Origin of the sequence: Citrobacter sp. wls827, from assembly GCF_005280875.1 — a bacterium.
GTDB lineage: Bacteria > Pseudomonadota > Gammaproteobacteria > Enterobacterales > Enterobacteriaceae > Citrobacter > Citrobacter youngae.
Window position 1 is genome coordinate 349,246 of record NZ_SZWR01000019.1, and the last position, 21,736, is coordinate 370,981.

Annotated in this window: 15 protein-coding genes and 1 pseudogene; 4 read left to right on the forward strand and 12 right to left on the reverse strand. The window is 50.1% G+C overall.

Annotated elements, in window-relative coordinates; translation table 11 throughout:
- Positions 1-39: 39 nt before the first annotated feature.
- The 8 genes from msbA to serC all read right to left on the reverse strand — a co-directional run bounded on the left by msbA (position 40) and on the right by serC (position 10,758).
- Positions 40-1,788, reverse strand: a complete 1,749-nt coding sequence (gene msbA / locus FDX03_RS16945; RefSeq protein ID WP_048212139.1) for a lipid A ABC transporter ATP-binding protein/permease MsbA — start codon at positions 1,786-1,788, stop codon at positions 40-42.
- A 36-nt stretch (positions 1,789-1,824) separates the two neighbouring features.
- Positions 1,825-4,089, reverse strand: coding sequence for a ComEC family protein (locus tag FDX03_RS16950; RefSeq protein ID WP_137346280.1), 2,265 nt, complete (start codon positions 4,087-4,089; stop codon positions 1,825-1,827).
- A 206-nt stretch (positions 4,090-4,295) separates the two neighbouring features.
- Positions 4,296-4,580: an integration host factor subunit beta gene (ihfB, locus tag FDX03_RS16955; RefSeq protein ID WP_003035780.1), complete on the reverse strand. Its 285-nt coding sequence runs from the start codon at positions 4,578-4,580 to the stop codon at positions 4,296-4,298.
- A 194-nt stretch (positions 4,581-4,774) separates the two neighbouring features.
- The gene (gene rpsA / locus FDX03_RS16960; RefSeq protein ID WP_003035776.1) at positions 4,775-6,448 is read right to left on the reverse strand and encodes a 30S ribosomal protein S1; all 1,674 of its coding nucleotides are present in this window, start codon (positions 6,446-6,448) and stop codon (positions 4,775-4,777) included.
- Positions 6,449-6,561: 113 nt separating this feature from the next.
- On the reverse strand, positions 6,562-7,245 hold the full coding sequence (cmk, locus tag FDX03_RS16965; RefSeq protein ID WP_005123561.1) for a (d)CMP kinase: 684 nt from the start codon (positions 7,243-7,245) through the stop codon (positions 6,562-6,564).
- 171 nt (positions 7,246-7,416) lie between these two features.
- Complete coding sequence (locus FDX03_RS16970; protein WP_048212141.1) at positions 7,417-8,178, reverse strand: M48 family metallopeptidase; 762 nt, start codon at positions 8,176-8,178, stop codon at positions 7,417-7,419.
- A gap of 138 nt (positions 8,179-8,316) precedes the next feature.
- Positions 8,317-9,600 (reverse strand): 3-phosphoshikimate 1-carboxyvinyltransferase, encoded by a 1,284-nt coding sequence (gene aroA / locus FDX03_RS16975; protein WP_137346281.1) that lies wholly within the window; start codon positions 9,598-9,600, stop codon positions 8,317-8,319.
- Positions 9,601-9,669: 69 nt separating this feature from the next.
- Positions 9,670-10,758: a 3-phosphoserine/phosphohydroxythreonine transaminase gene (gene serC / locus FDX03_RS16980; RefSeq protein WP_048212142.1), complete on the reverse strand. Its 1,089-nt coding sequence runs from the start codon at positions 10,756-10,758 to the stop codon at positions 9,670-9,672.
- 446 nt (positions 10,759-11,204) lie between these two features.
- On the opposite strand from serC, the gene ycaO reads away from it, so the two are divergent.
- From ycaO to pflA, 4 genes are all read left to right on the forward strand, one after another.
- Entirely contained in the window at positions 11,205-12,965 is a 1,761-nt protein-coding gene (ycaO, locus tag FDX03_RS16985; protein ID WP_061067615.1) for a 30S ribosomal protein S12 methylthiotransferase accessory factor YcaO, read from the forward strand.
- A 404-nt stretch (positions 12,966-13,369) separates the two neighbouring features.
- Positions 13,370-14,227 (forward strand): formate transporter FocA, encoded by an 858-nt coding sequence (gene focA, locus FDX03_RS16990; RefSeq protein ID WP_003831909.1) that lies wholly within the window; start codon positions 13,370-13,372, stop codon positions 14,225-14,227.
- A gap of 59 nt (positions 14,228-14,286) precedes the next feature.
- Complete coding sequence (pflB, locus tag FDX03_RS16995; protein ID WP_061067614.1) at positions 14,287-16,569, forward strand: formate C-acetyltransferase; 2,283 nt, start codon at positions 14,287-14,289, stop codon at positions 16,567-16,569.
- 310 nt (positions 16,570-16,879) lie between these two features.
- On the forward strand, positions 16,880-17,620 hold the full coding sequence (pflA, locus tag FDX03_RS17000; protein ID WP_003035751.1) for a pyruvate formate lyase 1-activating protein: 741 nt from the start codon (positions 16,880-16,882) through the stop codon (positions 17,618-17,620).
- Positions 17,621-17,663: 43 nt separating this feature from the next.
- Here pflA and FDX03_RS17005 read toward each other — a convergent pair whose 3' ends face one another.
- The 4 genes and pseudogenes from FDX03_RS17005 to FDX03_RS17020 form a co-directional block, all read right to left on the reverse strand.
- On the reverse strand, positions 17,664-19,085 hold the full coding sequence (locus tag FDX03_RS17005) for an amino acid permease (RefSeq protein ID WP_137346282.1): 1,422 nt from the start codon (positions 19,083-19,085) through the stop codon (positions 17,664-17,666).
- Between the two features lie 216 nt (positions 19,086-19,301).
- A complete protein-coding gene (locus tag FDX03_RS17010) occupies positions 19,302-20,450 on the reverse strand; it encodes an MFS transporter (RefSeq protein WP_137346283.1) in 1,149 nt (382 codons plus the stop codon).
- 331 nt (positions 20,451-20,781) lie between these two features.
- Positions 20,782-21,645, reverse strand: a complete 864-nt coding sequence (locus FDX03_RS17015) for a dimethyl sulfoxide reductase anchor subunit family protein (protein ID WP_005123569.1) — start codon at positions 21,643-21,645, stop codon at positions 20,782-20,784.
- A gap of 1 nt (position 21,646) precedes the next feature.
- Positions 21,647-21,736, reverse strand: a pseudogene (locus tag FDX03_RS17020) (dimethyl sulfoxide reductase subunit B); the annotation flags it as partial.

Genomic DNA, 21,736 nt, shown 5'->3' on the forward strand with positions numbered 1-21,736 from the left:
ATCGCCACAGCGGCGATTCACCAGACCAGATACGTGCGATCATTGACCGAATTGCATTTTGTGTAATTGCGCATAGACCCCGCGCTGCTCAAGCAGTTCGCTATGGGTTCCACGCTCAACAATCAGCCCGTCTTCTACCACGATGATCTCGTCTGCCTGTTCAATGGTAGAAAGGCGGTGAGCAATAACCAGAGAGGTACGGTTTTTCTGTAGCTCATCCAGCGCAGACTGAATCGCGCGTTCGGATTCGGTATCCAGCGCCGACGTAGCTTCATCGAGGATCAGGATCGGACTGTCGCGCAGCAAGGCGCGAGCGATGGCGATACGCTGGCGCTGACCACCTGAAAGCAGCACACCGTTTTCGCCAATCACCGTATCCAGACCATCATCCATCTTGTTGATGAAATCCATGGCGTAGGCCATCTGTGCCGCTTTTTCGATCTGCTCGCGGCTGTACATATCGGTACGCGCGTAGGCGATGTTGTTGGCAACCGTATCATTGAACAGGTGAACGTTCTGCGATACCAGCGCCACCTGATCGCGCAGCGATGACAGGGTGTATTCACGCAGGTCGTGCCCATCCATCAGAATCTGCCCTTCATCAATATCGTAGAAGCGCGTGATCAGGCTGGCGATAGTGGATTTACCAGAACCCGAACGACCAACCAGGGCAACGGTTTTGCCCGCCGGAATATTCAGGTTGATGTTACGTAGCGCAGGAATGTCACGGCCCGGGTAGGTAAAGGTCACATTACGGAACTCCAGATCGCCAGAAGCGCGCTCAATGACGCGTTTACCTTCATCTTTCTCTTGTTCGCTATCCAGTATCGTAAATAAGGTCTGGCATGCCGCCATACCGCGCTGGAACTGCGCATTGACGTTAGTCAGTGACTTCAGTGGACGCATCAGGGCGATCATTGAAGAGAAGACAACGGTGATTGTCCCTGCCGTCAGGTTTTCCATCACGCTTGGGAAACTGGCCGCATATAACACGAAGGCCAGAGCCAGAGACGCAATCAGCTGGATGATAGGATCGGAGATAGAAGAGGCAGAAACCATCTTCATACCCTGCAGACGCATCTTGTTGCTGACTTTGTCAAAACGCTTGGTTTCAACTTCCTGACCACCAAAAATCAAAACTTCTTTGTGGCCTTTCAGCATCTGCTCCGCACTTGTCGTAACCTGCCCCATGGTGTTTTGCATGTTTTTACTTATGCTACGAAAGCGCTTGGAAACCACTCGGATTGCCACTGACACAATTGGCGCCAGCACAATCAGGATCAATGACAGCTGCCAACTGTAATAGAACATCATGATAAACAGGCCAATAATCGAGGCACCTTCACGTACTACGGTGATTAGCGCACCAGAAGATGATGACGCGACCTGCTCTGAATCATAGGTAATACGAGACAGCAGCGTACCGGTAGACTGTTTATCAAAAAAGGCGACAGGCATACCCATCATATGACCAAACAGGCGGCGGCGCATGGTCATGACCACTTTGCCTGACACCCATGAAATACAGTAGCTGGAGACGTAGCTCGTAATACCGCGAACTATCATTAGCCCAATGACCACCAGAGGCATCCACAGCAGCACAGAGCGATCAGTTTTACCAAAACCATCATCCAGTAATGGCTTGAGGAGCGATAACATGAAGGTATCGCTGGCCGCGTTAAGGACTAACGCTATACCCGCCACGATCAGACCCGATTTAAAAGGCGCTATGGTTGGCCATAGTCGGCGAAACGTCTGCCACGTAGAGAGATCTTTATCGTTATGCATTCAAAAAACCAGCATTTGTTAGAATAGCCGCATATTCTACCCGTTATCCTCCAACACGCCAAACCACTGATGATACCAACGGGGTAAAATCTGATCCCGTAAGCTGCGTATGCGCCAACTTTTTTGATAAATATCTAGCGTGATTTGCCCCTGGTGGGGTGTGTCCAGCCACTGATAATTTTGTTTCCGGTAACGCTGTCGGACTTTCCATGACGGTAGACGCCAGGCATTGTAGCGGGATGCTGAGGCTATTGCGGCCTGTCCGCCAACGCGTTGAATCAGCGCCAATGAGGATGACGTGTTACTCCCGTGGTGTGGAACCTGCACAAACGTAGCCTGCAGATGCTGCCAGTAGTGACTTAGCATTTTTTGTTCAGCAGGGGATTCAATATCACCAGTCAGGAGAATACTCTGATGTCCGTCATCCACCTTTACCACACAGGAATGGTTATTCCCCTGCTCTTTATTTCCACTGACTGGCCAATGTGCACTAAATGTTAATCCCTGCCATTGCCAATGCTCCCCGCGAAAACAAGGGAGATGCCCTTTCCAGCCCAACGGACTTCTGATCCACAGTGACGGCCAGGCTTGCTGTAGCGATTGCAACCCTCCACGGTGATCCAAATGCTCGTGACTTAGAATTACCCCTTGCGGTTCCAGGTTGTGCCAACGTAGCCAGGGAATAATCAGCTGTTGCGCGCTATCACCTTCAGGCCATGCCAGACCAGTATCGTAAAGCAGTGCTTTACCATTACGCGCAATCACCATCGCCAGCCCCTGTCCGACGTCCAGCATATGTACCTGCCACAAATCAGCGCGGGGCGTCCTCCAGAACGGTCCACTCAATAACAAAAGCCCGGTAAAACAGGCAACCGGTAGCGTTTCCCAGGTATTTAATCGCCATGCAATAAGCATCAGCCATGGGGACAGTGCAAGCCATTGCCAACGCGCATCAATGTTGAGCCATCCTTCCGGTAAGCTATTGAGACCCCAAAATAACAGCTCCAGAGAACGGTCAGCGAGATACCACAGCCCTGCCTCGATCATCACCTGACCGGTTAAATGCACGACCATACCCGCTAATATCAGAGGAACTGAAACAAATGTGACCAGCGGTACCGCAAATAAATTGGCCAGTAATGAGCTCAGGCTAACACCGTGAAATAATGCGATTTGGACAGGCAGAAGCAGTACCGTAATTCCCAGTTGAAGATGAGCAAGCGCCAGCACTGCACGTCCGATACGCGAGAGCGGCCAGCACGGCATCGGCATCCACTGAAACCAGAATAGCAGCGCCGCTACGGCGAAAGCAGACAACCACAGACTTTGTGAAATCACCGCGACCGGATCTACTACCACAATTGCTGCCAGACAGGTAATCCAGACCGCCCAGCCACTCCACTGCCTGCCGCTTAGTTTTAGTGCCCCCCATACCATTAGCGCGATGACCGTGCGTAATGCCGGTGGTTGCAGCCCCGTCAGCCAGGCATAAAATGCAGCGCAGAGCACACCCCCGACTAGCGGAGCCTGCCAGCAGATCCAGCGTGCTGGCATAAAAAATTGTCCGCCTCGTATCAATCCGCCAGCGAGGAGTGCGGCAAAAGCAATATGCAGCCCGGAAATGGCCATCAAATGTGCTGTTCCGGTATCACGCATTATATTTTTTACCGCCTGCGATACAGACAAACGTTCCCCCATCCCCAGCCCCAGTATGACTTGCTGCCAGGGATAGGCGGCAAGCGTGGTTTTTAGCGAGGAGAGATAACGTGCACGCAGACTGCATTGCGGTGTAATCACTGAGGCCTGCAGAAATCGCCCCGTTAGCGGCTGATGCTGTGCCAATGCATAGCGCTGGCTATCAAATCCACCTTCATTCAGTTGCCCATGCACAGCGCGAACTTTCAGCATCATCGCCCATGTCTGACCTGCGCAAACATCGCCAGGTAAGTACTGTCCATACAGTACGACGCCAACGGCAGGAAATATCCGCCTCCCCTGAAGGTGCGTAATCTGACCATAGTGCGTGGTCATATTGTCAGTCCCAATTATTTGAACGATAGCCTGCTGCGTTTTGGCCGGGAGCGTATCACCAGCCCAGATAACCTCTTTCGCAGCCAGTATTCCCCACAGGAAAAACAGCAGGACTAATCCGGCGTAATGCATATATCGATGAGGAATGAGGCAAAGCAGACACGCCAGACCAAATACCAAGCTGACACACAGCATGTCAGGTAATACGGGTAATACCGTCAGCGGGAGAATGCCGCATAACGCACACGTACTGATTGTTGTTAGTTTCATATGACACCTCCCTGTGACAGGGAGTGTGCAGGACAACTCAGCAGATGTCTGGCAACTATTTACCGGTAAACGAGGTGCGTTCCGATGTTATTTAACTGCAGATGTAACATACAAATATGTTGGGAGAGAGATTCCAGAACAGGGAGGTGAAAATGAAAAAAGCACCCATACAGGTGCTTTTCTCGGGGCTAAGTCTTGCTGAGGACTTAACCGTAAATATTGGCGCGATCGCGCAGTTCTTTACCCGGCTTAAAGTGCGGAACATATTTTCCTTCCAGATCCACTTTATCGCCAGTCTTCGGATTACGTCCGGTGCGTGGTGCGCGGTAATGCAAAGAAAAACTGCCGAAACCGCGGATTTCAATACGCTCGCCCTGCGCAAGAGTCGAGGCCATATGTTCCAGCATCTCTTTTACTGCATCTTCAACCGCTTTCGCGGGAATATGAGGTTGCTGGGTTGCAAGTCTTTCAATCAATTCTGACTTGGTCATGATTCCTCCGGTTCCTTAAAGGCAAAATTAGCTGCTGCATTGATTAAGGGCGGCCGTAGCCGCCCTTTGTCATTGATTACAGGACGAATCCTGTAATCTGTCAAGCTACTCGTCACCCTTTGTGCTGCTAACAGCACAAAGGATTTATACCCGTCATACTTCAAGTTGCATGTGCGGGTATAGAGTACTCGATATTACTCGCCTTTAGCTGCTTTGAAAGCTTCAGCCATTGCGTTGTTAGAGAAGTTTGCATCTTCCTGTTTGTTAACAGTTGCGATTGCATCTTTCTCATCAGCTTCGTCTTTAGCACGAACAGACAGGCTGATTGCACGGTTCTTACGATCAACGCCGGTGAATTTAGCTTCAACGTCGTCGCCTACGCTCAGAACCAGAGTTGCATCTTCAACGCGATCGCGGGAAGCTTCAGAAGCGCGCAGGTAACCTTCAACGCCGTCAGCCAGTTCTACGGTTGCGCCTTTAGCGTCAACTGCAGTGACTTTACCGTTTACGATTGCGCCTTTCTTGTTCAGTGCAACCCAGTTGTTGAACGGATCTTCTGCGAGCTGTTTAACGCCCAGAGAGATACGCTCACGCTCTGCGTCAACCTGCAGAACAACTGCTGCGATTTCGTCGCCTTTTTTGTATTCACGAACTGCTTCTTCGCCTGCAACGTTCCAGGAGATGTCAGACAGGTGAACCAGGCCGTCGATGCCGCCGTCCAGGCCGATGAAGATACCGAAGTCAGTAATAGACTTGATTTTACCTTCAACACGGTCGCCCTTGTTGTGGGTTTCCGCGAACTGCTGCCATGGGTTGTTTTTGCACTGCTTCAGACCCAGGGAGATACGACGACGTTCTTCGTCGATATCCAGAACCATAACTTCCACTACGTCGCCAACGTTAACAACTTTGGACGGGTGGATGTTTTTGTTGGTCCAATCCATTTCGGAAACGTGAACCAGGCCTTCAACGCCTTCTTCGATTTCAACGAAGCAGCCGTAGTCGGTCAGGTTGGTCACGCGACCAGTCAGTTTGGTACCTTCCGGATAACGCTTAGCGATAGCTACCCATGGATCTTCGCCCAGCTGTTTCAGGCCCAGAGATACACGAGTACGCTCGCGGTCGAACTTCAACACTTTAACAGTGATTTCGTCGCCAACGTTTACGATTTCGCTCGGATGCTTAACGCGTTTCCATGCCATGTCGGTGATGTGCAGCAGGCCGTCAACGCCACCCAGATCAACGAATGCACCGTAGTCAGTGAGGTTCTTAACGATACCTTTAACTTCCATGCCTTCCTGCAGGTTTTCCAGCAGCTGATCGCGTTCTGCGCTGTTTTCGGATTCGATAACGGCACGACGGGAAACAACAACGTTGTTACGCTTCTGATCCAGCTTGATTACTTTGAATTCAAGCTCTTTGCCTTCCAGGTGCAGCGTGTCGCGGACCGGACGAACGTCTACCAGGGAACCCGGCAGGAACGCGCGAATACCATTCAGCTCAACAGTGAAGCCACCCTTGACTTTGCCATTGATAACACCAGTAACGGTTGCAGCTTCTTCGTAAGCTTTTTCCAGCGTGATCCAAGCTTCGTGACGTTTAGCTTTTTCACGGGACAGCAGGGTTTCACCGAAGCCGTCTTCTACTGCATCCAGAGCAACGTCAACTTCGTCACCAACCTGGATTTCCAGCTCGCCCTGGGCGTTTTTGAACTGCTCTGCCGGAATGGCGGACTCAGATTTCAGACCGGCGTCAACCAGTACTACGTCTTTGTCGATAGCAACAACAACACCACGAACGATGGAACCCGGGCGGGTTTCGATTTCTTTTAAGGATTCTTCAAACAGTTGAGCAAAAGATTCAGTCATGTTTAATCTTCAGGTTTCATATTTAACGTCCACCTGGCTCCATGCCGGATGGGGTTGTTTAACATACCCGCTGTCAATCCATTGCAACGGGGGTACTGCAAATTCGGTCGCACTTATGCGAGAGCCAGTTTTTGGCGCGCGTATTGTAACGCTTTTTCAATCACTTGCTCAATGCTTAATCGGGTTGAATCTAAAACTAAAGCATCAGCAGCGGGAACCAGCGGCGCTACAGCACGGTTACGATCGCGGTAATCACGTTCTTCGATCTCGGCCAAAAGGCGTTCAAAGTTAACACTAAAGCCTTTCTCCTGCAACTGTAGCATACGTCGATGCGCACGTTCTTGCGAGGAGGCGTCCAGAAAAATTTTTACTGGCGCATCAGGGAACACCACCGTGCCCATATCACGTCCGTCGGCAATCAGGCCGGGCGCTTCACGAAACGCGCGTTGGCGACGTAACAGCGCTTCGCGTACGCGAGGAAACGCAGCGACCTGAGAGGCGGCATTCGCCACTTCCTGGGTGCGGATTTCGCCGCTGACATCTTCGCCTTCCAGAATGACTTCCAGGTTGCCGTCCGTTGAGATAAAACGCACATCCAGGTGTGAGGCAAGCGGTACCAGAGCATCTTCAGAAGTGACATCAACATGGTGATGTAACGCTGCGAGCGCCAGTACGCGGTAAATCGCGCCTGAATCTAACAGATGCCACTGCAATGCTTCCGCCATTGCCTTGCACAAGGTGCCTTTTCCTGCACCACTTGGGCCATCAATGGTAATAACCGGGGCAATTGCCGTCATCTTTTTCTCCTTAAACGGGCATACGTTAACGTGAACGCCGCGCATTATACGCGCCAACGCTAATAATCGTTAACACAGAGTGTAAAAACCCGATTAGTCTGTAACGATATGAGGAAGAATTGCGCAATTATAGCGGGCTGGCGAGAAACCAGCCCGGAAGATGACACTGTTTTACTTTTTATCTGCAGCGATACGTTCACGCATATGCTGAGCACGATCGTCAGATGCCGGATGAGAATCCATCAGTGATTTTGCATGGCCTGCGTCCATCGTGGCAAACTTATCAAACGCAGTCACTAACCCCTGACGGTCAATACCGCGTTTTTTCAGCAAATCATAGGAAAAGTCATCCGCATCCGATTCCTGGCTACGGGAGAACGCTGAGTTAATCACACCTTCCGCCAGATCGCCCAACTGAGACTGGGAAAGCTGAGAAGCGACGCCGCTGGTCGCAGAAATAGCATCGCGCGCAGCGAGTGTGGCATACGCAGTCTGCATTGCTTTACGTGAGTGTCCTAAAGAAACATGGCCCAACTCATGACCCAGCACACCTTCAATCTCATTGTCGGTCATCTGGTCCATCAAACCCGAATAAACACGTACGCATCCATTCGCCATTGCCCAGGCATTGATATCACTGGTCATATAAACCTTATAGTTGACCGGCGTTCCATCAATGTTATTACCCAACGCTTTCGCAATTTTATTCAGACGCTTAGTGTATTTGCTTTTTGCGCCCGCTAGCTGGTTTTCGCTATCCATCTGCTTACATGAACTGTTAGAGAGAGATTTGACATCAGCGTCGGAAAGCGTCGCAGCTTTATAAGCCGCCATACCGGAACTGGCAACAAGGTCGCCATTTACGCCATTTTTACAACCTGCCAACAACGTAGCGGAAACCGCCAACGCCAAAAAGAGTGATTTATTTTTCATGCTAATCTTCCGATGATATTTATAATAAAAACAAATAAATAAGTTAAATCATCAACAAATTAGCATTAGTTGTAAGCGTAAAAACAGTGCGGTTACGGACACCGAAACGCCAGTCCAGGGACCGGCGTTTCGTGAGGATTAGGCAGGAGTACTAATACGGGCCAACTGTTCGAAATAATCCGGGAAGGTTTTGGCGGTGCATTTAGGGTCCAGAATGGTTACCGGCGTGTCAGACAACGCCACCAGCGAGAAACACATCGCCATGCGGTGATCGTTATAGGTCGCAATATCCGCAAACTGCAGCTTAACCGGCGGAGTGATACGGATAAAATCATGCCCCTCTTCAACTTCCGCGCCCACTTTCCGCAACTCCGTTGCCATCGCAAACAGACGGTCGGTCTCTTTGACGCGCCAGTTGTAAATGTTCCGTAAAGTCGTTGTGCCCTTTGCAAACAACGCGGCGGTCGCAATGGTCATTGCCGCATCAGGAATATGGTTCATGTCCATATCGACAGCGTTCAACTCACCGCGAGTACAGGCAATAAAATCATCACCCCATGTCACGGTCGCGCCCATTTTTTCCAGCACATCAGCAAAGCGAATATCACCCTGCATGCTATGACGCCCAATCCCGGTAACCTTCACCGTACCGCCTTTGATCGCGCCAGCCGCAAGAAAATACGAGGCCGATGAAGCGTCGCCTTCTACCAGATAGGCGCCCGGAGACTGGTACTGTTGGTTGCCCTGCACGACAAAACGTTGGTAGTTCTGGTTTTCAATGTCAACACCAAACGTTTTCATCAGGTTCAGTGTGATATCAATGTAAGGTTTGGATACCAGCTCACCTTTAATGGCGATCGTCGTGTCCTGCGGCGCCAGCGGCGCAGTCATCAGCAATGCAGTGAGGAACTGGCTGGATACGCTGCCGTCTACCTCAACTTGCCCTCCGGTGAAACCACCGCGCAGACGTAGAGGCGGATAATTTTCCTGCTCCAGGTATTCAATGTTGGCTCCGCCCTGGCGTAACGCATCAACCAGATGACCAATCGGGCGCTCTTTCATGCGCGGTTCGCCCGTCAGCACGATGTCATTGCTGCCCAGGCACAGCGCTGCGGCCAGCGGACGCATTGCGGTTCCGGCATTGCCAAGGAACAGCTCTACAGCGCCTTCTGCATGCAGCGCGCCGCCGTTACCGATTATCTCGCAACACGTGCGATCGGCAGAAAGGGTATAGCTAATCCCTAACGCATTCAGAGCATTAAGCATATGGCGGACATCATCGCTGTCCAGCAGGTTGGTCAGGACAGTGGTGCCATTTGCTAATGCAGCCAGCAGCAAAGCGCGGTTAGAAACACTTTTGGATCCAGGCAGATTGATGGTGCCATCCACCCGCGCAATGGGTTGTAACGTCAGGGATTCCATGAAACTCAACTCTCAAAAACAGACAGAAAAACCCCACAGGCTGGCTGTGGGGATGAAAAGTACAGCAGATTAGCCGCGGCGGCGCTCGAAATCGACCATGAAATCGGTCAGTGCTTTTACGCCTTCCAGCGGCATAGCGTTATAGATTGAAGCCCGCATTCCGCCAACTACACGATGTCCCTTCAGTGCATGCAGACCGGCAGCAAACGACTCTTCCAGGAAAAGTTTATCCAGCGCGTTGTCAGCCAACTGGAACGGGACGTTCATGCGTGAACGGTTCGATTTCGCCACATCGTTGCGGTAGAAATCGCTGTTATCAATCACGCCGTACAACAGTTCCGCTTTTTGCTGGTTAATTTTATCCATCGCGTTAACACCGCCCTGCTCTTTCAGCCATTTAAAAACCAGGCCAGACAGATACCAGGCAAAGGTCGGTGGCGTATTGAACATGGAGTCGTTGTCATTCAGCACGGTATAGTCGAGGATTGACGGGCAGGACACATGGGCCTTACCCAGCAAATCTTCACGTACGATGACAATGGTCAGCCCGGCCGGGCCGATGTTTTTCTGCGCCCCGGCGTAAATTACGCCATAACGACTAACGTCAAGCGGTGCGGAAAGAATGGTCGAGGACAGATCCGCCGTAACCACCACGTTGCTGGCAAAATTCGGCGTTTCATCAATCGCGATACCGTCGATGGTTTCGTTCGGACAATAGTGCAGATACGCCGCATTGTCAGAAAGCTGCCATTCACTCATCGGTTTAACAGCACGCAGTCCGTCAACGGTGACTTTGGCATCGATAACATTTGGCGTGCAGTACTTTTTCGCTTCTTTAATTGCACTGGCGGCCCAGTAACCGGCATCGACGTAATCCGCCGTGGTTTTGTCACCCAGAATATTTAATGGGATACCCGCAAACTGCCCACGGCCACCGCCATGACAGAACAACACTTTATAGTTGGAGGGGATACTGAGAAGATCGCGAAAATCCTGCTCCGCTTCCTCTGCGACCTGGATGAACTCTTTGCCACGGTGGCTAATTTCCATCACCGACGTGCCAAGACCGTTCCAGTCGCGAAGATCCTGTTGAGCCAGTTTAAGTACTTCTGCCGGTAGCATTGCCGGACCTGAACTAAAATTGAAGACCTGAGCCATTTCCCCTCACCACGTTGTGTTGTTATCCGATCAACATCCTGTCGTTTACGATAATTCCTGTGACAGACATTGGGTATAAGTTATTCCTGTGGATATCGGTTTTATCATTCAGTGACACGCGCCGCAATGGGTAAAACTGGCCAGGGCAAAAATGAGCGGTGCATCACACAAAAGAATCTATCGGATTGACGGATAAAAACCGAGATTTTCGCTATCAGGAGGCGCATTTGGCCCAGCCAACCTTCGACCATTCTGGTTTTGCATAGCGCAGAGATATATAAAGAAAGAAGCCCCCCTTCCCTTCAGCAGATAGTCCGCAGACATTCGACTGAACACGCTACGGTGTGAATCAAATGCTTTATTTACGCCGAGGCTCGGGCGGCGATAGCGCCATTCATTGAAAACCCGTATCATTGCGCGCTTTCCGTACGACAAAAGTGATTTTCATGACGCAAACATTTATCCCCGGCAAAGATGCCGCACTGGAAGATTCCATCGCTCGCTTCCAGCAAAAATTACTCGACCTCGGTTTTCAAATTGAAGAAGCCTCGTGGTTGAATCCCGTTCCTAACGTCTGGTCTGTGCATATTCGCGACAAAGAATGCGCGCTGTGCTTTACCAACGGTAAAGGTGCGACGAAAAAAGCGGCGCTGGCCTCCGCACTGGGCGAATATTTTGAGCGTCTGTCCACGAATTACTTCTTTGCGGATTTCTGGCTGGGCGACACCATCGCTAACGGCCCGTTCGTACATTACCCGAACGAAAAATGGTTCCCACTGACAGAAGATGATGACGTACCTGAAGGTTTGCTGGATGCGCGTCTGCGTGCATTCTACGATCCAGACAATGAACTGACCGGTAGCATGCTTATCGATCTACAATCCGGCAATGAAGAACGCGGCGTTTGCGGCCTGCCGTTTACCCGTCAGTCAGATAATCAGACCGTTTACATTCCGATGAACATTATCGGTAATCTGTACGTATCTAACGGTATGTCTGCGGGTAACACACCGAATGAAGCCCGCGTTCAGGGGCTGTCTGAAGTTTTTGAGCGCTATGTGAAAAACCGCATTATCGCGGAAAGCATCAGCCTGCCGGAAATTCCGGCCGAAGTGATGGCGCGTTACCCGGCAGTCGTTGAATCCATTGCAAAGCTGGAAGCCGAAGGATTCCCAATCTTCGCATACGACGGCTCGCTGGGCGGCAAATACCCGGTTATCTGCGTTGTACTGTTCAACCCTGCTAACGGTACCTGTTTTGCCTCTTTCGGCGCGCACCCGGATTTCGGTGTTGCACTGGAGCGTACCGTCACTGAACTGTTGCAGGGCCGTGGCCTGAAAGATCTTGATGTCTTCACTCCCCCAACCTTCGACGATGAAGAAGTGGCTGAGCACACTAACCTCGAAACGCACTTCATCGATTCCAGCGGTCTGATCTCCTGGGATCTGTTCAAGCAAGATGCCGATTACCCGTTCGTTGACTGGAATTTCTCCGGCACCACGGAAGAAGAGTTCGCAACCCTGATGGCCATCTTCAAAGCGGAAGATAAGGAAGTCTACATCGCCGACTACGAGCATCTGAGCGTTTACGCTTGCCGCATTATCGTCCCGGGCATGTCTGACATCTACCCTGCAGAAGATTTGTGGTTAGCCAACAACAGCATGGGAGCGCACCTGCGTGAGACCATTCTCTCTCTGCCAGGCAGCGAATGGGAAAAAGAAGACTACCTCAACCTGCTCGCACAGCTGGATGAAGAAGGATTTGACGACTTCACTCGCGTACGTGAGCTGCTGGGTTTGGCGACCGGTGCGGATAATGGCTGGTATACCCTGCGCATTGGCGAGCTCAAAGTAATGCTGGCTCTGGCGGGTGGTGACCTTGAGCAGGCACTGATCTGGACGGAATGGACAATGGAATTTAATGCATCCGTCTTTAGTGCTGAACGCGCAAACTATTACCGTTGCCTGCAAACTCTGCTGCTGCTCTCTCAGGAAGAAGATCGTCAGCCGCTGCAGTATCTTAACGCATTTGTTCGTATGTACGGTGCAGAGGCAGTTGAAGCAGCAAGTGCAGCAATGAGCGGAGAAGCGCCATTCTACGGATTACAAACGGTTGATAGCGATCTGCGGGCTTTCCCGGCACATCAGTCTCTGCTGAAAGCCTATGAGAAGCTGCAACGCGCGAAAGCAGCACACTGGTCAAAATAGTGGCAAACAGCCCGCGTTGAGTAGGCTAAACGTATTGTCTGGGCTATATTACGGGGCGCTTTAAGCGCCCTGTTTTTTTATTTTTGTGTACTCAAAAATAATTGTAAAAACAAGGTTAAATATTAGTAGTTGATATTAAAATTTTTGGTTTATTAATATCGCTATTTATCTCAATTACTCCATTTTAATTAACCGTCCGACTGGAGGCATAAAGAAAAATTTCAACTCACTTTATAATTTTTAAAATTTATTTTTACATGGATAATCAACAAGTTACACCGTAATCGCATAAAAACCATGCGTCTTACGGGCCTATAAGCCAGGCGAGATATGATCTATATCAAATTCTCATCTATAATGCTTTGTTAGTATCTCGTCGCCGACTTAATAAAGAGAGAGTTAGTGTGAAAGCTGACAACCCTTTTGATCTTATACTTCCTGCTGCTATGGCCAAAGTTGCCGAAGAAGCAGGCGTCTATAAAGCAACGAAACATCCGCTTAAGACGTTCTATCTGGCAATTACTGCCGGTGTGTTCATTTCAATTGCCTTTGTTTTCTATATCACTGCCACAACCGGTACCGGCACAATGCCTTTCGGCATGGCAAAGCTGGTGGGTGGTATCTGCTTTTCCCTGGGGCTGATCCTTTGCGTTGTCTGCGGCGCTGACCTCTTCACTTCAACCGTACTGATTGTCGTCGCTAAAGCCAGTGGTCGTATTACCTGGGGTCAGTTAGCGAAGAACTGGCTTAACGTTTATGTCGGTAACCTGATTGGTGCGCTGATTTTTGTGTTACTCATGTGGCTTTCTGGCGAGTATATGACCGCCAACGGCGCGTGGGGACTCAACGTCCTGCAAACTGCCGACCACAAAGTGCACCATACTTTTGTTGAAGCTGTAAGCCTTGGTATTCTGGCTAACCTAATGGTGTGCCTGGCGGTATGGATGAGCTACTCTGGCCGCAGCCTGATGGACAAAGCGTTTATCATGGTATTACCGGTCGCAATGTTTGTTGCCAGCGGTTTTGAGCACAGTATCGCAAACATGTTTATGATCCCTATGGGTATCGTAATACGCGATTTCGCCACCCCGGAATTCTGGACCGCTGTCGGTTCTTCTCCGGAGAATTTTTCTCACCTGACCGTGATGAATTTCATCACCGATAACCTGATTCCGGTTACGATCGGTAACATTATCGGCGGCGGTTTGTTGGTCGGGTTGACATACTGGGTCATTTACCTGCGTGGTAACGATCATCATTAATCTGTTGATGCTCATTACACGCAGTAAATAAAAAATCCACTTAAGAAGGTAGGTGTTACATGTCCGAGCTTAATGAAAAGTTAGCCACAGCCTGGGAAGGTTTTACCAAAGGTGATTGGCAGAATGAAGTAAACGTCCGTGACTTCATTCAGAAAAACTACACTCCGTATGAGGGTGACGAGTCCTTCCTGGCTGGCGCAACTGAAGCGACCACTGCACTGTGGGACAGCGTAATGGAAGGCGTTAAACAGGAAAACCGCACTCACGCGCCTGTTGACTTTGACACCTCCGTTGCTTCTACCATCACTTCTCACGACGCTGGCTACATCAACAAAGCGCTTGAGAAAATTGTTGGTCTGCAAACTGAAGCTCCGCTGAAACGTGCGATTATCCCGTTTGGCGGTATCAAAATGGTTGAAGGTTCCTGCAAAGCGTACAATCGCGAACTGGACCCGATGCTGAAAAAAATCTTCACCGAATACCGTAAAACCCACAACCAGGGTGTATTCGATGTTTATACCAAAGACATTCTGAACTGCCGTAAATCCGGTGTTCTGACTGGTCTGCCAGATGCGTATGGCCGTGGCCGTATCATCGGTGACTACCGTCGCGTTGCGCTGTACGGTATCGACTACCTGATGAAAGACAAATACGCTCAGTTCGTCTCTCTGCAGTCCGATCTGGAAAATGGCGTAAACCTGGAAGCAACTATCCGTCTGCGTGAAGAAATCGCTGAACAGCACCGCGCTCTGGGTCAGATCAAAGAAATGGCTGCTAAATATGGCTGCGATATCTCTGGTCCGGCTACCAACGCTCAGGAAGCTATCCAGTGGACTTACTTCGGCTACCTGGCCGCGGTTAAATCTCAGAACGGTGCAGCAATGTCCTTCGGTCGCGTATCCACCTTCCTGGATGCTTACATCGAACGTGACCTGAAAGCAGGCAAAATCACCGAGCAAGACGCTCAGGAAATGATTGACCACCTGGTCATGAAACTGCGTATGGTTCGCTTCCTGCGTACTCCTGAATATGATGAACTGTTCTCCGGTGACCCGATTTGGGCAACTGAATCAATCGGTGGTATGGGCGTTGATGGCCGTACTCTGGTTACCAAAAACAGCTTCCGCTTCCTGAACACCCTGTACACCATGGGTCCTTCTCCGGAGCCGAACATCACCGTTCTGTGGTCTGAAAAACTGCCTCTGAACTTCAAGAAATTCGCCGCTAAAGTGTCCATCGACACCTCTTCTCTGCAGTACGAGAACGATGACCTGATGCGTCCGGACTTCAACAACGACGACTACGCTATCGCTTGCTGCGTAAGCCCGATGGTTGTTGGTAAACAAATGCAGTTCTTCGGTGCGCGTGCAAACCTGGCGAAAACCATGCTGTACGCAATCAACGGTGGCGTTGATGAAAAACTGAAAATGCAGGTTGGTCCTAAATCTGAACCGATCAAAGGCGACGTTCTGAACTTCGACGAAGTTATGGACCGCATGGATCACTTCATGGACTGGCTGGCTAAACAGTACGTCACCGCACTGAACGTTATCCACTACATGCACGACAAGTACAGCTACGAAGCCTCTCTGATGGCGCTGCACGACCGTGACGTTATCCGCACTATGGCGTGTGGTATCGCTGGTCTGTCCGTTGCTGCTGACTCCCTGTCTGCAATCAAATATGCGAAAGTTAAACCGATTCGTGACGAAGACGGTCTGGCTATCGACTTCGAAATCGAAGGCGAATACCCGCAGTTTGGTAACAACGACCCGCGCGTTGATGACATGGCGGTTGACCTGGTAGAACGTTTCATGAAGAAAATTCAGAAACTGACTACTTATCGTAACGCTATCCCGACTCAGTCTGTTCTGACCATCACCTCTAACGTGGTTTATGGTAAGAAAACTGGTAACACCCCAGATGGTCGCCGTGCTGGCGCGCCGTTCGGACCGGGTGCTAACCCAATGCACGGTCGTGACCAGAAAGGTGCTGTTGCCTCTCTGACCTCCGTTGCTAAACTGCCGTTTGCTTACGCTAAAGATGGTATCTCTTACACCTTCTCTATCGTTCCGAACGCGCTGGGTAAAGACGACGAAGTTCGTAAGACCAACCTGGCTGGTCTGATGGATGGTTACTTCCACCACGAAGCGTCCATCGAAGGTGGTCAGCACCTGAACGTGAACGTCATGAACCGTGAAATGCTGCTGGACGCGATGGAACATCCGGAAAAATATCCGCAGCTGACCATCCGTGTTTCTGGCTACGCAGTACGTTTTAACTCCCTGACTAAAGAACAGCAGCAGGACGTTATTACTCGTACCTTCACTCAGACCATGTAATTGGTTTTGACTGAAATCGTACTTTAAAAAGCGTACAATAAAGGCTCCACGTAAGTGGGGCCTTTTTAATAGCCTGCTTTGTCAGCTATCTATACTTATATACTCGATGGATTTCGAGTTGCATTGAGGCAGCAACGGAGTGAATCCCCTGGAACGTACAGAAGTACGTGACTGGGGTGAGCGAAGGAAGCTAACAAAGATGCAGCTTGAAAGACGAAAAGTATGGATAACAGCCAAAACAGACTCGACACAGTTAATAACTGTGCACTAACACTGGCCCCGGATGGGCCACACCTGGAGAAACACCGCAATGTCAGTTATTGGTCGCATTCACTCCTTTGAATCCTGTGGCACTGTAGATGGCCCGGGCATCCGTTTTATTACCTTCTTCCAGGGCTGCCTGATGCGCTGCCTGTACTGCCACAACCGTGACACATGGGATACGCACGGCGGTAAAGAAGTCACCGTCGATGAATTAATGAAAGAAGTCGTGACCTATCGTCACTTTATGAACGCATCCGGTGGTGGCGTAACGGCATCCGGCGGAGAGGCCATTCTCCAGGCTGAATTCGTCCGTGATTGGTTCCGTGCCTGTAAAAAAGAAGGGATTCATACCTGTCTTGATACTAACGGTTTTGTTCGCCGTTACGATCCAGTGATTGATGAACTGCTGGAAGTCACCGACCTGGTGATGCTCGATCTGAAACAGATGAACGACGAGATCCACCAGAACCTGGTCGGCGTATCTAACCATCGTACGCTGGAGTTCGCTCGTTACCTGTCTAACAAAGACATCAAAGTGTGGATCCGCTACGTTGTCGTGCCTGGCTGGTCCGATGATGATGATTCAGCACACCGTTTGGGCGAGTTTACCCGTGACATGGGCAATGTCGAAAAAATTGAACTGCTGCCATACCACGAACTTGGCAAACACAAATGGGTGGCAATGGGTGAAGAGTACAAACTCGATGGCGTGAAGCCGCCGAAAAAAGAGACCATGGAGCGCGTGAAAGGTATCCTTGAGCAGTATGGTCACAAAGTGATGTACTAAGCTTTGTGGTGGGTAACGAGCCTGTTACCCACCCCATTTCCCCTTAACGCCCTCTTCTTGCCAGCAGCGGGAAAATCAATCCCAGCCCAACCAGCACAAACGGCGTCACAATGTTCAACGTAAGCTGGAATGTCCACTCTGGAGTAAAGGCTTCCATTTTCGGAAAGATCCCCGTGATGCAAGCAAACGCAGTAAACGCAAAACACCAAATTCCCACCGTCATCGCCAGAGAGCGGTTACGAATGAAGACATATTCCGGTTTATATTTCTGCGCCAAACGAATAACGGCAATAAATGCCACAAACACCCACAGATAGCGCAGAGGCATCACCACTGAATTCAGATTCAGTAGCCATTTATACAAATTGTTCATGTCTCCGATACCCAGCGTTGGCAACATAATCAAAATGGCCACCAGCACCAGTGTCAGAATATAGCCATTCACCGGTGTACCAGAGGCATTGGTTTTACACAGGCTTTCAGGAATATATTTGCGATCAGCATCGCCCAGTAAAACTTTAAGCGGAGCATCAATAGAAAACACCAAAGCCGCAATTTGACCTAACGTGTTGGCAACTGCATAAATAACCATCAATGTGTTACCCATGCCGTAATACTCCCCGAGTTTCTGGAAAGCGTAATACTGGCCATTAGTCATTAAGTCATCAGGAATATGCTGAGAGTCAAACATCATCCCCATTGCCAGAGAACCCAGGATCGCGCACACCGCCACCATAACCGCCAGAACTAACATCCCTTTAGGGAACTCTTTGCCAGGGTTACACGTCTGGTTAACGTATGGAGAGATTTTCTCCGCGCCACCGACCGCAAAGACCAGCATCGAGATCGTTGTGATATAGGTAAAATCGATGTGCGGGATAAAAGATTCCCAGGTGATATTGGTTGTGGCGATTTGCACATCAGTAATCGCCGGAGCGGTGACGGCCATTACGACATACAGAATGGACATCACAAACATCGCAATCCCCGCAACCGATCCAACGATTTTAAGCGATTTCATGCCACGGGATGCAACCCACATGAAAAAGACAAACAGCGCTAACGTCAGCCCCTGCAACGCCACCACGGTATACTCTTTAATCAGCGAACCATCGCCTTTCAGAGCCCATCCCAGCGCAATCAGAATAGCCTGTGGCTTTTGCGCCAGATAAGGGATATGCACCACCCAATAGGTCCACGCTGCGAGATAAGCCAGTCCCGGTCCCATTGTGTGTTTAATCCATGTACTAACCCCACCCTTACCGTCTTTAAACGTGGAGCCAAGTTGTCCGACAATCAGTGCATAAGGGATAAAATAGAGGGCGAAAATAAATATCCATGAAGAAACAACCACCAATCCCTGATTAGCATAGTTGTTTACAACGTTGCCGAATCCCCATACGGTAATAAAAGACATCAATGCGATGTTGTACCACCGCAATTGTTTTTCCTGCACACTTGCCATTGGCGATCCTTCGTAGACGCTATTTTTGATAATCAATAAATGAAGCGAGGGATTATGCGCGGTAAAATGGCCAAGCGGAAATGGCAGAATGTAAAACTATAATCTTCTGCACATTTTATTTTCAGGAAAGAATAGCGATGATTAAATAAAACAGGCTCCCATAAAGTATACATAAACAACATGTATGGGAACCTGTTTTTATCCTGTTAAATCAAATCAGATATGCGCCACAGAATTCGGTGTATGCCCTGTCTTACGCAGCAGCATCAGTAAATAAATAAACGATACGCTGGCAATCATGATAAACAGTAAACTGTCAGAATAATTTTGCATCAGCATGGCGGTAAATGACGGCCCAAGCAGGCTACCCACGGTATAGCTTAATAACAATGCCTGGTTCATAGCGACCAACTGATGATGTTCTACTTTCTCGCAGGCCCAGGCCATCGCAACCGGATAAAGGGTGAAACCTGCCGCGCCCAGCATAAACAATGCAGGTGCCATTGCCGCCTGATTCAGCATAGCGATACTCCCGACGATCACCACAAAGACCTGAACGCGCAAAACCAGCAAGCGACCTAACTTATCGGCCAGACGACCAATTGGCCATTGTCCCAGAATACCTGCACTGACCAGTACCGCCATCCAGAAACCAATGCTGGCATTGCTGACACCCTGATGGTTGAGGTACAGCGGCATCAGGCCATACAGCGACCCCAGCACAATCCCGGAAATAATGCAGCCATTCACGCCCAGACGCGCCTGGCGAAGCTTCAGCATAGAGACAATCGGGGTTGACTGTTGTTCATCACCCTGCTGATTCACAATGCGGGTAAAGAGCAACGGTAATACTCCGGCAAGGATAGTGCCGGTCACCCACGGCAGAACATTCATTAATTCTGTCGAGACTTTACTGACCAATAATTGTCCTAAAAACGTCCCTACGTAATAGACCATCATATAGGCGGCAAGTAAGCGTCCACGGTTACGTGACGTCCCGCTGCACATCAACGCACTTTCCACCACCACCCAGATCATGGCACAACCGATACCCGCAATAAAACGCCAGGTCATCCAGCTCCAAAAACCTACCATGACGCCCAGTCCGACACAGCCCGCAGCAAAAATAAGCGAGGCGATGTAATAGCTGCGGTTAAAACCGAGGTGTTTAATTAAGTACCCGGTCAGTAACGTCCCAACCAGATTTCCGGTGAAATAGGACGAACTGACCACTCCTACCTGCCAGGTTGGCAGATTTTCATGGGCGAGCCAAAGCGGGACGAGCGTGTTTAACACGGCGATCGCCAGGGTCAACAGAAGCAGCCCGCACAGCAATAGCATAACGGGACGGGTATAGGTGGGCATGAATAAAAACCGTGAGGAAGTTCAAATTTCATGCGCATCATGCCACTGCAAAAAACATTGTCAATCGGCGCAATCAGGGGCCTGAGGCGCTTTCAGGGGGATCGATTCGTATTACTGATTCTTAATGCGGATTGATAAAAAATGGGAAAATACATCTATTTGTTTTAATTGATCTAAAACAAAATTGCCCCGCTACGTTCAGTCGAAAAAATTCATGGATAATAGGCATCTTTTATTTGTGGGATGACCATATTAACGCCTTATCCGACCTACACGTTCAGTACTGTAATGTGTAGGCCGGACAAGCGCGATGCCATTCGGCATTTTCGGGTTAGCTGGCGACCGCCATGCCGACCGTCATATGCAGACCATAGAACACGCCGCGGCCAATCAGCTCACCGACTAACAGCAGAATAAACGCGACGGAAAGCAGCGGTATTGCCGGCTGGTAACCTTTCACCTGCGGAACAATCCAGCAGCACAACGCTAAAGCCAGTGCCACAATCCGCCATGCCATCAGCGAACCGTAATCGGGCACCAGCGCAGATGCCTGCTGAATTGAGCTGTGGATTGTCGCCAGCTCGGCACCCTGCATCACGGACATGATGCCGCTCACAACCAGCGCAAGCACTGAAATAGCAGGCAGCAGTCGCATAGCCCAGCCGTCAATTCCGGCAACGCGTAATAGCAGATATCCCAGCAGCGGACCTCCCATGAACAGCGTCAGGAAGAACCCAATCGGCGTCCAGACACTATACCAGGTAGGCACCGTATCAATAGTGTTATATACGCGCACCATCATCCAGACAAAAACTACGCCCAGCACCATGGTGAGAACTAACCACAGATTGCGTAATGCTGGTGACATTTTTTTCAACACCGCCAGTAACCAGCCAATACCACCAACGGCAAAGAAGATCGAGCCGCTGGCGATTTCGTTACTTAGCGCGGAAGAACCGACACGGTTGAGGGAGTTAAACGCCCGCATCGGTGAGCCCAGATGAAGCATGGAAGCAATAAAACCGATGCCCATCAATACCCACAGGCCAAACATGCAGGCAATCACACGCTGTTGTGAATCAGGGCGTAAGTCCCCTTTCATCAGCGCCAGCGCCAGAACGATAAAGCCACCCACAACACACTGCCCGAAAACAGTGAAGATCATCAGCGGCCATTCATGCCATCCACTTCCCATCTTACACCTCCTTCGGATTAGCCAGATAACCCGTGGTATCCCCGGTAGGGCGGCTATTGGCATTTGGTTTGATGACGATGCTCGGTTTGGT

What these genes read in the sequence shown, in the direction of transcription:
- msbA (WP_048212139.1), bottom strand. Translation starts at nt 1,788, where the DNA reads ATGCATAACGATAAAGATCTCTCTACGTGGCAGACGTTTCGCCGACTA.
- FDX03_RS16950 (WP_137346280.1), bottom strand. Translation starts at nt 4,089, where the DNA reads ATGAAACTAACAACAATCAGTACGTGTGCGTTATGCGGCATTCTCCCG.
- ihfB (WP_003035780.1), bottom strand. Translation starts at nt 4,580, where the DNA reads ATGACCAAGTCAGAATTGATTGAAAGACTTGCAACCCAGCAACCTCAT.
- rpsA (WP_003035776.1), bottom strand. Translation starts at nt 6,448, where the DNA reads ATGACTGAATCTTTTGCTCAACTGTTTGAAGAATCCTTAAAAGAAATC.
- cmk (WP_005123561.1), bottom strand. Translation starts at nt 7,245, where the DNA reads ATGACGGCAATTGCCCCGGTTATTACCATTGATGGCCCAAGTGGTGCA.
- FDX03_RS16970 (WP_048212141.1), bottom strand. Translation starts at nt 8,178, where the DNA reads ATGAAAAATAAATCACTCTTTTTGGCGTTGGCGGTTTCCGCTACGTTG.
- aroA (WP_137346281.1), bottom strand. Translation starts at nt 9,600, where the DNA reads ATGGAATCCCTGACGTTACAACCCATTGCGCGGGTGGATGGCACCATC.
- serC (WP_048212142.1), bottom strand. Translation starts at nt 10,758, where the DNA reads ATGGCTCAGGTCTTCAATTTTAGTTCAGGTCCGGCAATGCTACCGGCA.
- ycaO (WP_061067615.1), top strand. Translation starts at nt 11,205, where the DNA reads ATGACGCAAACATTTATCCCCGGCAAAGATGCCGCACTGGAAGATTCC.
- pflB (WP_061067614.1), top strand. Translation starts at nt 14,287, where the DNA reads ATGTCCGAGCTTAATGAAAAGTTAGCCACAGCCTGGGAAGGTTTTACC.
- pflA (WP_003035751.1), top strand. Translation starts at nt 16,880, where the DNA reads ATGTCAGTTATTGGTCGCATTCACTCCTTTGAATCCTGTGGCACTGTA.
- FDX03_RS17005 (WP_137346282.1), bottom strand. Translation starts at nt 19,085, where the DNA reads ATGGCAAGTGTGCAGGAAAAACAATTGCGGTGGTACAACATCGCATTG.
- FDX03_RS17010 (WP_137346283.1), bottom strand. Translation starts at nt 20,450, where the DNA reads ATGCCCACCTATACCCGTCCCGTTATGCTATTGCTGTGCGGGCTGCTT.
- FDX03_RS17015 (WP_005123569.1), bottom strand. Translation starts at nt 21,645, where the DNA reads ATGGGAAGTGGATGGCATGAATGGCCGCTGATGATCTTCACTGTTTTC.